The following is a 13,417-nucleotide window of genomic DNA, read 5'->3' as shown; positions in this document are numbered from 1 at the left end:
CAATGGAAACCGGATTCTCGACCGCTGCCTATGTTGTTTCGGCAGTTCTCTTTATTCTCTCGCTGGGTGGGCTTTCGGGCCAGGAAAGCGCCAAGCGCGCCGTTTGGTATGGCATCGTGGGCATGGCGCTGGCGGTTGTCGCTACGCTGATCGGCCCCGGCTCGGGTCTGTGGCTGATCTCGGTCGTCATGATCGCAGCGGGCGGTATCATCGGCTGGTTCGTGGCAAATCGCGTGCAAATGACGGAAATGCCGCAACTGGTGGCCGCGATGCACTCGCTCGTCGGTCTGGCGGCGGTGTTTGTGGGCTATAACGCCTATCTTGAGATGGCCAATGTGATGGCGCTTAAGGCGTCACTGTCGGGCACGCTGAACGAGGCGGGCATCGCGGCGGCGCTGCATGAACGGGGCTTGCGTGGCTTTGCAGCCCTTCTGGCGCATAAAACGCCGGTCGAGCTGTCGATTCTGCGCGTCGAACTGTTCCTTGGCGTGTTCATCGGCGCGGTGACCTTTACCGGCTCGGTTGTGGCGTTTGGCAAGCTGGCAGGCAAGCTCAGCTCTAAAGCCGAGAAACTGCCGGGCGGCCATATGCTGAATGCGGGGGCGGCGATTGGCTCGGTTCTGCTGCTGATTGCCTTCCTGAACGGGGCTGGGGTCTGGGCGCTGCTGCTGATGACGCTGCTGGCCTTTTTCATCGGCTATCACCTGATCATGGGGATCGGCGGCGCGGATATGCCGGTGGTCGTTTCGATGCTCAACAGCTATTCCGGCTGGGCGGCGGCGGCGATCGGTTTCAGCCTTGGCAACGATCTGCTGATCGTCACCGGTGCGCTGGTTGGCTCGTCGGGTGCAATCCTGAGCTACATCATGTGTAAGGCGATGAACCGCTCGTTCGTGTCGGTGATCTTGGGCGGGTTTGGCAACACCACCGGCCCCGCGATGGAGGTCGAGGGCGAGCAGATCGCAATCGACGCCGATGGGGTGGCCGCGGCCCTCAATGAGGCCGATAGCGTGGTCATCGTGCCCGGTTATGGTATGGCGGTGGCGCAGGCCCAGCAGGCGGTCAGCGAGCTGACCCGCAAGCTGCGCGCCCAAGGCAAGACCGTGCGTTTCGCCATTCACCCGGTCGCCGGGCGTCTGCCGGGGCATATGAACGTGCTCTTGGCCGAGGCGAAAGTGCCCTACGATATCGTGCTGGAAATGGATGAGATCAACGATGATTTCCCGGAAACGGATGTGGTGATCGTCATTGGCTCGAATGACATCGTGAACCCGGCCGCCCAAGAAGATCCGAACTCGCCCATCGCGGGGATGCCGGTTCTTGAGGTGTGGAAGGCGAAACAGGTGTTTGTATCCAAACGTGGCCAAGGCACCGGCTATTCGGGCATCGAGAACCCGCTGTTTTACAAAGAAAACACGCGGATGTTCTATGGCGATGCTAAGGAGTCGGTGAATACGCTGCTGCCGATGATCGACTGATCGCGGAAGCCGGAAGATATGCAAAGGGCGGCCTTCGGGTCGCCCTTTTGCGTTTGGGGCGTGAACGCGTGGTGATGCTGACTTTCGCATCAAAATTAACCTGTTCAAGAAACAGCCATACTCCTGTTTGGAATGTGCCACCCATGCGACAGCGTTCAGAATTGACAGTGCCGGTTGACGCCTTCATGGTTCATCAAATTGATGTGCCAAGCTGGTGGAGACAATGTCATGACGTTAGGTGAAGTTCTGACCGCCGCGCGCAATTCCGGCAACGGTATCCAAGACTGGCTGGCCCCCGCTGAGCCCGAAATTTGGGCTGCTCTGGGTGAGGCCGCCGAGGCCGAAGGCTTGGACCATGCCACCTATGCCCGATTGGCGGTTGCCGATTTTTCAAACCGCGCACCCGAGGAAGACTGGGCAACCATGATGAGCCGGATCCGCGATGCCCAAGATCCCGGCCAAGCCTGTTTGCTCTCCATGATCACTTGGCGCATGGCCAATGGTGACGGGAAATGCGGCCACAGCCATTAAGTCGCGCCTGCATTACGTCGCAATGTCCTGGCTTGCAGGCCAACCTTTGAGAGGCCGTTGAGCGCGATTGAGGAAATTCACGCCTGATGTTTGCAGGGCGCACAAGCGTTCAAGACCTTTGCAGGTCTGAATCGCAAGGTCGTCCGCGCCGATTTTTCAACAATCCACGCGACATAACGGACTTGTAATCGCACTGTTACACAAGCAGACTAGGGAGCGTAGCGTGCGCGGCCAGCTTGGTCGCAAGAGCATGAATTGCCAATCAAATCACGCTACCCACTGGGAGGATAACATGAAGAATTTTGCACTGGGCGCGCTGGTCGCGTCCTCGACGCTGCTGACGCCATTCGCGGCTTTCGCGCAGACCGAAATCCAGTTCTGGCATGCGTTTACCGGGCGCTTGGGCGAGCTGGTGGATGCGCAGGTTGAACAATTCAACGCCAGCCAAAGCGACTATAAGGTCGTGGCGAATTACAAGGGCAACTACTCGGAAACGCTCAATGCCGGGATCGCGGCGTTTCGTGCCGGCGAGCAGCCCGATATCTTGATGGTGTTCGAGGTTGGCACCGCCACGATGATGGCCGCCAAGGGCGCGGTGAAGCCGGTCTATCAGGTGATGGAAGAGGCCGGCGTTCCGTTCAATTCCGACGATTATATCGGCGCTGTGAAGGGCTATTACACCACGACCGATGGCAAGATGCTGTCGCTGCCATTCAACTCGTCAACGCCGGTGCTGTGGGTCAATCGTGACCTGCTTGACAAGGCGGGCGTGGCCAAGGATGTTGATCTGAGCACGTGGGAGAATATCGGTCCGGTGCTTGATAAGCTCAAGGCTGCGGGCGTCGATTGCCCGATGACGACCGCTTGGCAAAGCTGGATCCAGCTTGAAAACCTGTCGGCCTATCACAACGTGCCGTTTGCCAGTGAGGAAAACGGCTTTGGCGGGCTGGATGCCAAGCTGGAATTCAACGGCCCCGTGCAGGTCAAACACATCCAGACGCTGGGCGATTGGGCCAAGAAGGGCGAGTTCATCTACAAGGGCCGTCGCAACGAAGGCGGGGCCGATTTCCGCTCGGGCTCCTGTGCGCTGTTCACCGAAAGCTCGGCGGGCTACGCGGGCATCAAGGCCGAAGCCAAGTTCAACTTTGAAGTCCACCCGCTGCCCTACTGGGCCGATGTCAAAGGTGCGCCGCAAAACACCATTATCGGCGGGGCTTCGCTTTGGGTGATGGAAGGCAAGCCGGCTGAGGATTACAAAGGCGTGGCCGAATTCCTGAACTTCCTGTCCTCGCCCGACGTGCAGGCGAAATGGCATCAGGACACCGGCTATCTGCCGATCACCAAGGCCGCGGCAGACCTGACGCGTGAGCAGGGCTTCTACAAGGAAAATCCGGGCACCGACGTTGCCGTGATCCAGATGACCGCCAAAGAGCCGACCGAGAATTCCAAGGGCATCCGCCTTGGCAATTTCGACCAGATCCGCACCATCATCGACGAAGAACTCGAAGCGGTGTGGTCGGGGGATAAATCGGCGCAAGACGCTCTTGATACGGCGGTGACGCGGGGCAACCAGTTGCTGCGCCGCTTTGAGCAAGCTAACCGTTAAGACCAACCTTGTCGCGGGCGGCATCAACGCTGCCCGCGATGTCCTTTTGCCGAGGCCGGAATGGAAAAACGCGTCACCTTCAAGGGCTGGCTGTTGCCGCTTTTGCTGATTGCTCCGCAATTGGTGATTTCGGGAGTGTTCTTTTTCTACCCCGCGGGCGAGGCTGTTTGGCAATCGCTGTTCATTCCCGACCCGTTCGGGCTGTCGATGCAATATGTGGGCTTGGGCAATTTCGAATATCTGCTCAGCGATCCCTATTACCGCGCCTCTTTCCTGACGACGGCGGTGTTTTCCACTCTGGTCACGCTGGTCTCGATGATCCCGGCGCTGTTTCTGGCGGTGCTGGCGGATCGGCTGGTCAAAGGGGCAGGGGCCTATCGCACCATGCTGATCTGGCCCTATGCGGTGGCGCCTGCGGTTGCGGGCGTGCTGTGGCTGTTCATGTTCAACACCCGCATCGGGATTGTGGCGTGGTATCTCGGCTTGCTCGGCTATGACTGGAACTATGTTCTCAACCAGAACGAGGCGATGGGGCTGGTCGTGGTGGCCTCGTCCTGGGGGCGCATCAGCTACAACTTCCTGTTCTATTTTGCCGCGCTGCAAGCCGTGCCGAAATCGGTGATCGAGGCGGCGGCGATTGATGGCGCGCGGTTCTGGCGGCGCTTCTTTACGATCGTGTTGCCGCTGCTGTCGCCGACCACGTTTTTCCTGCTGGTGGTTAATATCGTCTATTCGTTTTTCGAAACCTTCGGCGTCATTCACACGATCACCGGCGGCGGGCCGCAACAGGCCACAACGATCCTTGTGTATAAGGTCTATGCCGACGGCTTCGTCGGGCAGGATCTGGGATCTTCCGCCGCGCAATCGGTGATCTTGCTGCTGGTCGTGGGGCTGCTGACGGTGCTGCAATTCAAATTCGTCGAGAAACGGGTGCATTACTGATGGCGCGCACCTCCAACCCCGTCAAAGAGCCGCCCGCCGGCATGGTCGAAAAGCGCGGGCGTGGGCTGTGGTTCACGCATGTGCTGATGATTTTGGGCGTGCTGGTGATCTTTTTCCCAATCTGGCTGGCTTTTGTGGCCTCGACCGTGCCGCAAGCCGCGATCACCCATCCGCCGATGCCGCTACTGCCGGGCGACCAGTTCCTCACCAACTACAAACGCGCGCTATTTTCGGGCGTGAACGTGCCGGTGGCGACTATGCTGCTGAACTCGCTGGTGATGGCGATGGGGATTGCTGTGGGCAAGATCGCAATCTCGATCCTGTCGGCCTTTGCGATTGTCTATTTCCGCTTTCCGGGGCGGAATTTCTTTTTCTGGCTGATCTTTATCACGCTGATGCTGCCGGTTGAGGTGCGCATCGTGCCGACCTATCAGGTGATTGCGGGCTTTGGCATGCTCAACAGCTATTCGGGGCTGATCCTGCCGTTGATTGCCTCGGCCACGGCGACGTTTTTGTTTCGCCAGTTCTTCCTGACAGTGCCTGATGAGCTGGCCGAGGCCGCCCGCGTCGATGGTGCCCGCCCGATGCGGTTTTTCGTCGATATCCTGCTGCCGATGAGCCGCACCAATATCGCGGCCCTCTTCGTCATTCTCTTTATTTACGGCTGGAACCAATATCTCTGGCCGCTTCTGATCACCACGGACCCCTCGATGAACACGGTCGTGATGGGCATCAAGCAGATGTTCCCCTCGGGCGATGATATCGCGGATTGGCCGGTGATCATGGCGACCTCGATCCTCGCGATGATCCCGCCGGTGATCGTGGTGATCTCGATGCAGAAACTCTTCATCCGCGGGCTTGTGGATAGCGAGAAATAGGACAGGCAATGGCAACGGTAGACCTGGAAAACGTCAAGAAACGCTTCGGCTCGACCGAGGTGATCCACGGCGTCAGCACGCAAATCGCGGATGGCGAATTCATCGTGATCGTCGGGCCTTCGGGCTGCGGGAAATCCACGCTGCTGCGCATGGTCGCGGGGCTGGAAAGCGTCTCCGAGGGCGAGGTGCGCATCGGCGGCAAGCGTGTCAACGAAATCGAGCCGATGGATCGCGACATCGCGATGGTGTTTCAGAATTACGCGCTCTATCCGCATATGTCGGTGCGCCAGAACATGGGCTACGGGCTGAAAATCGCGCGCCTGCCCAAGGCCGAAATCAACGCCAAGGTCGAGCAGGCGGCGGCGTTGTTGCAACTGGGCGAGTTGCTGGATCGCAAGCCAAAACAGCTTTCGGGCGGGCAGCGTCAGCGCGTGGCGATGGGGCGCGCCATCGTGCGTGAACCGGCGGTTTTCCTATTTGACGAGCCGCTGTCGAACCTTGACGCCAAGCTGCGCGTGCAGATGCGTGTCGAGATCCGCGAATTGCAGGCCAAGCTAGGCATCACCGCGCTATACGTCACCCATGATCAGGTTGAAGCGATGACCATGGCCGACCGGATGATCGTGATGAATGCGGGCGTGGCCGAGCAGATCGGCACGCCTTTGGAGGTCTATGAGCGCCCCGTCACGGTCTTTGCCGCGCAGTTCATCGGCAGCCCTTCGATGAATATCCTGCCAGCCCAAATCAAGGGCGGGCAGATCAAACTGGGCGATGCGGTGCTGGGCCAATGCGCGCTGCCCGATGGCCCCGTCAGCTTTGGCATCCGCCCCGAGCATCTGCGCCCCGACCCGCAAGGCCCCATCGCGCTAGAGGTGCATCTGGCCGAGCCGCTGGGTGCCAATACGCTGCTGCATGGCGCGCTTGTCGAATCGGGTCAGGCGATGACCGCTGCCTTGCCGGGTGTGCATCGCAGCGGGGCCGGGCGCGAGGTGATGCATCTCACCGCCGATCCCGCGCATTTCCACTTCTTCGATAGCAAAAGTGGCGCGCGGATTGAGTAAGATCCGTGCTGTCCACCACCCGTGAGCGGATTGCCGACGCGCGCTAACCGGGAACCCCGTCGCCGCCGCGAAGCGCGCGTTTCAGCGTGGCTTGCGATAGCGCATGGGTGCGCAATCGTGGAAAGCTGCTTGAAAAACGGGCAAATTGTGACATATAACACAAAATCAATGACTGTATTGATAAGAAGAATGACAAAATCGGGCAATGTCGGTGATGCGCAGTGAAGATTAAGAAACGCCAGGCCAAGCTGATTGAACTGGTGCGACGTCAGGAAAAGGTCTCGGTCGATGCACTGGCGAGCCAGCTTGATGCCTCGCGCGAAACGATCCGGCGCGATCTGAGCCAGCTTGCGCAAAGCGGCAAGATCTTGAAGGTGCATGGCGGTGCGATGATGCCGCATGTGATGGCCGAGGGGCCGTTCAAGCAGCGCCTGTCCGATTTTGTCGATGCCAAGATCGAGATCGCGAAAACGGCGGCGGGGCTGTTTGTGCCCGGTGAGACGCTGTTCATCGATACCGGCTCGACGACGCTGATGTTTGCCGAGGCGATTGCCGCCATGGCCGGGCTGACGATTATCACCAACTCGACCGAGATCGCGCGGGTGATTGCCGGTGCCAATAGCGGCAGTCGGGCGTTCTTGTTGGGCGGTGAGTTCAGCGCCGATAGCAGCCAATGCGTTGGCACGATGGCGATCACCCAGATCCGCGCCTTTCGCGCCCATCATGCGGTGCTGTCGGTGGGGGCGCTGGATGCGCGCAGCGGGGCGATGGATTACAATATCGAAGAGGCGCAAATCGCGCGCGCGATGGTCGAGCAATCCAATAGCGTGACGGTTTTGGCCGATAGTTCGAAATTCACCGCGCTGGCCTCGTTTGCGGTCTGCCCGCTGAGCCAGATCAACCGCCTCGTGACCGAAGCCGCCCCCCCGAAAGAGACGCGCGCGGCGTTTCAAGACGCGGGCGGAGAGGTGATTGTGGCGCAGGGGACGCGTCCGTAAGGGGCGAAAAGACAAGCCCGAAAAGGGCGCGGTCGAGTAGAAAGGACAAGCTTTGGAAAACGCGAATATCCCGATGTTTTTCCTGCATATTGCGGGGGCGGCGGCGCTGCTGATCTGGTCGGTGCGTCTGGTGCGCACCGGGGTCGAGCGTGCGTTTTCCATGCCGTTGCGCCGCTGGTTGCGCTGGTCCTCGCGCAGCCGGTTTCTGGCGGCAGGCTCGGGGATGAGCACTGCGATCTTGCTGCAAAGCTCGACGGCGGTGGCGCTGCTTGTGTCTAATTTCGTCGCGCGCGGCACGATTGCGGCGGGCGTGGGGCTGGCGATTTTGCTGGGCGCGGATGTCGGCTCGGCGATCGTGGCGCAGCTTTTGTTGTTGCGCCAGACCTTCTTGCTGCCGCTTTTGTTGCTGGTTGGCGTGGTGATGTTCCTGCGCGGCCATCAGCGCCGCATCCGTCAGACCGGGCGGATCCTGATCGGGTTGGCGCTGATATTTGCGTCGCTTGCGATGATCCGCGAGGCGACGACGCCGCTGGTGGATAGTCAGGGCGCGGCGAATGTGATGGCCTATCTTGCGCGCGATACGGTGACAGCCTTTGTGATCGGTGCGATCTTTGCATGGGTTGTGCATTCCAGCGTGGCGGCGGTGTTGCTGTTCGTGACGTTGGTGTCGCAAGGTCTATTGCCCCCCGAAGCGGCGGTGGCGATGGTGCTGGGCGCGAATATGGGCGGTACGTTCATTGCCTTCATGCTAACGCTGGCTGCCGAGATCGACTCGCGCCGCATGATCGTTGCGAATTTTGCCCTGCGCGGTGGGGGCGCGATTATTTTGCTGGCCTTGCTGAGCCGACTTGATCTGCCGCTAAGCTGGCTTGGCAACAGTCCGGCGCAGCAGGTCATCAACTTGCATCTGGCGTTTAACATCGGCCTTGCGCTAGTGGCGCTGCCGCTGACGGGGCTGGTGACGCGGCTGATAACCAAGGTAATGCCGCCCCGTCTGGACCCGAATGCCGGGATCGGCCCCGCAAGTGCGCTGGACGCGGCGGCGCTGTCCAATCCGGACCGCGCGCTGACCTGTGCGGCGCGTGAGGTGGTGCATATGGGCGAGATTGCCGAGGCGATGCTGCGCGCTGTGCCGCCCTTGTTTGTGCAATGGGATGACGTGCTGGCCGCGCGGATGGCGGCGGATGAAAAGCTTGCCAACAAGACCTTGATGGAGGTGAAGCTGTATCTCGCCAAGCTCAATCAAGGGGTGCTGAGCGATGAGACGAGCACGCGCGCGATGGATCTGTCGAGCAATGCCGCCAACCTGTCTGCCGCAGCCGAGATGATCTCGCGCAACATGGTCACTTTGGCGCGTAATCTTGACCATGAGGGCGTGCGTTTTTCCGAGCAAGGCTGGAAAGAGATCAGCGATTTCCATGACCGTGTGCTGGCCAATGTGCAACTCGCGCTGAGTGTGATGATGACGCAGAACCCCGATGAGGCGCGCGAGTTGGTCGAGGAGAAAGATGACATCCGCGCGCTGGAACAGCGCCTGCAACGCGCCCATCTGATGCGCCTGCATGAGGGTTCGGGCGAAAGCATCGAGACCAGCAATATCCATCAGGAAACGCTGCGCGCGCTCAAGCAGGTGAACACGTCGTTTGCCACCGTTGCCACGCCGATCCTGTCGGAAACCGGCGATTTGCTAAGCAGTCGTCTTGCCCATCGCAGGTAGCGGCCTGTTTGGCTTGACGCGGGCAGGGCGATGGCGGCTAAATGCCGTCAGTCCAGTTTTCCGCACAATTTAGGTCCAGAAATGACAGTCCCTGCCGAGACCTTTTTCCTTGCTCCCGATCAAAGCGGCACGTTGCAACAGCGTATTCAGCAGATGGTCGCCGAGGGGATCCTTGAGGGTCGCTTTCGCGCAGGTGACAAGCTGCCCTCCAGCCGCAAGCTCGCCGCGCATTTGGGCGTCAGCCGGATCACCGTGACGCTGGCCTATACCGAACTGGTGGCCGATGATTATCTGACATCGCGCGGGCGCTCGGGCTATTTCGTCTCAGACACTGCGCCGCGCCAGCCCGAGTTTGTCCGCCCGTCGGGTGCGCAAACCGACAGCGTGGATTGGGCGCGCGTGACGGGGGAGCGCTTTAGCGGCCAGCGTAGCTATCCCAGGGCGCAGAACTGGCGCAGCTATGACTACCCGTTCGTGTATGGCCAAACCGACCCCGAATTGTTCGATCATCAGAACTGGCGGAATTGCGCGTTGCGTGCGCTGGGCAAGCGCGACTTCGATGTGATGGCGGGCGATTATTACGAGCATGACGACCCGATGCTGATCGAATATATCGCGCGCAACATTCTGCCCCGGCGCGGGATCACAGCCCATCCGCGCCAGATATTGCTGACACTGGGGGCGCAAAATGCGCTGTGGTTATCGGCGCAAGTGTTGCTGAACGCGCGGCGCACCGCGGCGCTGGAAAACCCCTGCTATCCGGGGCTGCGCAGCGTGCTGACCCAGACCCGCTGTCGTAGCGTGCAGATCGATGTGGATGAAGACGGCCTTCCCCCCGAGGCGCTACCCGACGATGTCGATGTCGTTTTCACCACCGCCAGCCATCAATGCCCGACGAATGCGACGATGCCGCGCGCGCGGCGTGAGCGGCTGTTGGCGCTGGCATCAGAGCGTGATTTCGTCGTGGTTGAGGATGATTATGAGTTCGAGATGTCCTTTCTCAAGGCCGCCTCACCGTCGCTGAAATCGCTCGATCGCGAGGGGCGGGTGATCCATGTCGGCTCGTTCTCCAAATCGCTGTTTCCGGGGTTGCGGTTGGGGTTCTTGGTGGGCTCCGAGCCCTTCATCGCCGAGGCCCGCGCGCTGCGTGCCACTGTGCTGCGCCACCCGCCCGGCCATGTGCAGCGCACGGCGGCCTATTTTCTGGCACTGGGGCACTACGATGCGTTGGTTAACCGGCTGCATCAGGCGTATCGCCGTCGCCGCATGGCGATGGATGAGGCGATCACCGCGCAGGGCTTGCAGGTCGCGGGGCAGGGCGCGTTTGGTGGATCGAGTTTCTGGATGCGCGCGCCCGAGGGCATCGATACCCGCGATCTGGCGGATCGGCTGGCCGCGCGCGGTGTGTTGATTGAACCGGGGGCTGCGTTCTTTGATGACGCGCAGGGCGATTGCCCGTTTTATCGCCTGGCCTATTCCTCGATCCGCAACGCGCGCATCCCCGAGGGCATCGCGTTGATCGCCCAAGAAATCGCCGCAACTGGACTTAGGTAGGCGTCAGGTCTGGCCCAAATCAGCGCGGATGCGCCACGTCATAAATCTTGCAAAGCGGGGGCGTGTAGCGCCCTCTCAAACAAGACCCCGAGGAGCCTAAGCCATGAAGATGACAACCGAAGAGGCCTTTGTCAAAACCTTGCAACGGCATGGGGTTGAACATGCTTTTGGCATTATCGGCTCGGCCATGATGCCGATTTCCGATCTGTTCCCTGCGGCAGGCATCCCATTTTGGGACTGCGCGCATGAATGCAATGCGGGGATGATGGCTGACGGGTTCACCCGTGCCAGTGGCAAGATGTCGATGATGGTGGCGCAAAACGGACCCGGCATCACCAATTTCGTCACGCCCGTGAAAACCGCTTAATGGAACCACGCGCCGCTGCTGTTGGTCACGCCGCAAGCGGCTCCGGTCTGCTGTGGCTATCAGCACGATGACGCGTTCCCCGGCTTGCACCCGCTTTTTGCCGGGCCGCTGGGCTATAACGGGTCTAAGGCCGGGATGGAGCTGATCGCCAAGGCCGATGTCGTGCTGGCGCTGGGCGCTCGGCTGAACCCGTTCTCGACCCTGCCGGGCTATGGCATTGATGACTGGCCCAAGGACGCCGCGATCATTCAGGTCGATCTCAACCCCGACCGGATCGGGCTGACCAAGCCGGTGGCGGTGGGCATTGTCGGTGATGCGGGCGATGGTGCGTTCGGCATTTCGATGAACGAGATGACGGCGATCGGGCGTAAGGAATGGCCTGCAATCACGATGGTGATTTTGCGCAACTACCAATGGGGCGCGGAAAAGCGCAACACGACGCTGTGGTTTGACGACAATTTCGTGGGCACAGAGTTGAACGAGGGCGTCAGCTATGCCGCAATCGCCAATGCCTGCGGCCTCAAGGGGGTGCAGGTGCAAACGATGGACGATCTGACATCTGCCTTGGATGGCGCGATCAAGGCGCAGGCGCAGGGTCAGACGACCTTTATCGAGGTGCTTATCAACCAGGAATTAGGCGAGCCGTTCCGCCGCGACGCGATGAAAAAGCCCGTTGCAGTGGCGGGGATCAGCGCGGCTGATATGTGCCCGCAAACCGACGTCTAAGGGGCGCTGCCTTGGCGCGGCGATCCGTGCCGCGCCGGTGCAATTTGCGAAACTGGCCTTATCGGGCGCGCGCAATTGGCACTACGCAGTTTCGCAGCGGCGCGGAAAGATCAAAGCTTGATCCGCCGCGTCCCGCGGCCCCCTTTGTGGAGCGATTCCCATGAACAAGAACCTGACCTCAAACGATCTGAGCCATGTGATCGCAGCCGATAAGGCGCGCGTCTGGCATCACCTTACGCAGCACAAACCGTTCGAGAGCATCGACCCGCGTGTGATGGTCGAGGGCAAGGGCATGCGGCTGTGGGATGCGTTGGGTAAGGAATTTCTCGACGGCGTCTCGGGCGGTGTCTGGACGGTTAATGTGGGCTACGGGCGCGAAAGCATTGCCGATGCGGTGCGTGATCAACTGGTGAAGCTGAACTATTTCGCAGGCTCTGCTGGCTCTATTCCCGGCGCGCTGTTTGCAGAACGTTTGGTCGAAAAAATGCCGGGGATGAGCCGGGTCTATTACGCCAACTCGGGATCGGAGGCCAATGAGAAGGTCTTCAAAATGGTGCGCCAGATCGGTCATAAGCAGCATGGCGGGCGCAAAACCAAGATCCTCTATCGTGAGCGCGATTATCACGGCACCACGATCACCGCGCTTGCGGCCTGCGGTCAGCCCCAGCGCGCACAGCAATACGGCCCCTTTACCCCCGGATTTATCGAGGTGCCCCATTGTCTGGAATATCGCGCGCAATGGGATGTTGAGGATTACGGACGCCGCGCGGCGGATGCGATCGAAGAGGTGATCTTGCGCGAAGGCCCCGACGAGATCGGTCTGCTGTGTCTGGAACCCGTGACGGCAGGCGGCGGCGTCATCACGCCCCCCGAAGGCTATTGGCAGCGGGTGCAAGAAATCTGCGCCAAATACGATATCCTGCTGCATATTGACGAGGTGGTCTGCGGTGTCGGGCGCACTGGCGAGTGGTTTGGCTATCAGAATTACGGGGTGAAGCCCGATTTCGTGACGATGGCCAAGGGCGTGGCCTCGGGCTATGCCGCGATTTCTTGCACCGTCACGACTGAGGCGGTGTTTGAGATGTTCAAGGATGACAGCGACCCGCTGGGCTATTTCCGCGATATCTCGACCTTTGGTGGCTGTACCTCGGGGCCGGTGGCGGCGCTGGAAAACCTGCGCATCATCGAGGACGAGAACCTGCTGGAGAATACCAACCGGATGGGCGCGCGGCTGATGGACAATCTGCACACGCTGATGGAGCGTCACGCGGTGATCGGCGATGTGCGCGGCAAGGGGCTGTTTTGTGGCGCGGAACTGGTCAATGATCGCGCGAGCAAAGAGCCTGCCGATGAAAAACGCGTCGCGGCTGTGGTCGCAGATTGCATGGCGCAGGGCGTGATCATCGGTATGACCAACCGCTCGCTTCCCGGCTTTAACAACACGCTATGTTTCAGCCCCGCGCTGATCTCGACGCCCGATGACATCGACGCGATCACAACGGCTGTGGATGGCGCGCTGGGTCGGGTGTTTGGCTAGGCGCGGGCTTGCACTGCGCGGT

Annotated in this window: 10 protein-coding genes and 1 pseudogene; all 11 read left to right on the top strand. The window is 60.5% G+C overall.

Features of this window, described 5'->3' with window-relative positions:
* Nucleotides 1-2 precede the first annotated feature (2 nt).
* A complete protein-coding gene (locus tag DT23_RS01035; RefSeq protein WP_038127286.1) occupies nucleotides 3-1,478 on the top strand; it encodes an NAD(P)(+) transhydrogenase (Re/Si-specific) subunit beta in 1,476 nt (491 codons plus the stop codon).
* Between the two features lie 228 nt (nucleotides 1,479-1,706).
* Nucleotides 1,707-2,009 (top strand): hypothetical protein, encoded by a 303-nt coding sequence (locus DT23_RS01030; protein WP_038127285.1) that lies wholly within the window; start codon nucleotides 1,707-1,709, stop codon nucleotides 2,007-2,009.
* A 292-nt stretch (nucleotides 2,010-2,301) separates the two neighbouring features.
* Nucleotides 2,302-3,615, top strand: a complete 1,314-nt coding sequence (ugpB, locus tag DT23_RS01025; RefSeq protein ID WP_038127284.1) for a sn-glycerol-3-phosphate ABC transporter substrate-binding protein UgpB — start codon at nucleotides 2,302-2,304, stop codon at nucleotides 3,613-3,615.
* Between the two features lie 60 nt (nucleotides 3,616-3,675).
* A complete protein-coding gene (gene ugpA, locus DT23_RS01020) occupies nucleotides 3,676-4,557 on the top strand; it encodes a sn-glycerol-3-phosphate ABC transporter permease UgpA (protein ID WP_038127283.1) in 882 nt (293 codons plus the stop codon).
* A gap of 41 nt (nucleotides 4,558-4,598) precedes the next feature.
* Nucleotides 4,599-5,435 carry a sn-glycerol-3-phosphate ABC transporter permease UgpE gene (ugpE, locus tag DT23_RS01015; RefSeq protein ID WP_038127701.1) on the top strand — a complete coding sequence of 279 codons (837 nt, stop codon included), beginning with the start codon at nucleotides 4,599-4,601 and terminating at the stop codon, nucleotides 5,433-5,435.
* 8 nt (nucleotides 5,436-5,443) lie between these two features.
* Complete coding sequence (locus DT23_RS01010) at nucleotides 5,444-6,496, top strand: ABC transporter ATP-binding protein (protein WP_038127282.1); 1,053 nt, start codon at nucleotides 5,444-5,446, stop codon at nucleotides 6,494-6,496.
* A 221-nt stretch (nucleotides 6,497-6,717) separates the two neighbouring features.
* Nucleotides 6,718-7,494: a DeoR/GlpR family DNA-binding transcription regulator gene (locus DT23_RS01005; protein WP_038127281.1), complete on the top strand. Its 777-nt coding sequence runs from the start codon at nucleotides 6,718-6,720 to the stop codon at nucleotides 7,492-7,494.
* Between the two features lie 52 nt (nucleotides 7,495-7,546).
* Nucleotides 7,547-9,211, top strand: coding sequence for a Na/Pi cotransporter family protein (locus tag DT23_RS01000; RefSeq protein WP_240473512.1), 1,665 nt, complete (start codon nucleotides 7,547-7,549; stop codon nucleotides 9,209-9,211).
* Between the two features lie 81 nt (nucleotides 9,212-9,292).
* Nucleotides 9,293-10,765: a MocR-like pyridoxine biosynthesis transcription factor PdxR gene (gene pdxR, locus DT23_RS00995; protein ID WP_038127278.1), complete on the top strand. Its 1,473-nt coding sequence runs from the start codon at nucleotides 9,293-9,295 to the stop codon at nucleotides 10,763-10,765.
* 103 nt (nucleotides 10,766-10,868) lie between these two features.
* Nucleotides 10,869-11,858 (top strand): annotated as a pseudogene (locus tag DT23_RS00990) (thiamine pyrophosphate-binding protein).
* Between the two features lie 160 nt (nucleotides 11,859-12,018).
* Nucleotides 12,019-13,395, top strand: coding sequence for an aminotransferase family protein (locus tag DT23_RS00985; RefSeq protein ID WP_038127277.1), 1,377 nt, complete (start codon nucleotides 12,019-12,021; stop codon nucleotides 13,393-13,395).
* Nucleotides 13,396-13,417 lie beyond the last annotated feature (22 nt).

This window comes from Thioclava indica, assembly GCF_000714545.1.
In the GTDB taxonomy this organism is placed as follows: Bacteria; Pseudomonadota; Alphaproteobacteria; order Rhodobacterales; family Rhodobacteraceae; genus Thioclava; species Thioclava indica.
This window is presented reverse-complemented; position numbering and strand designations above follow the sequence as displayed.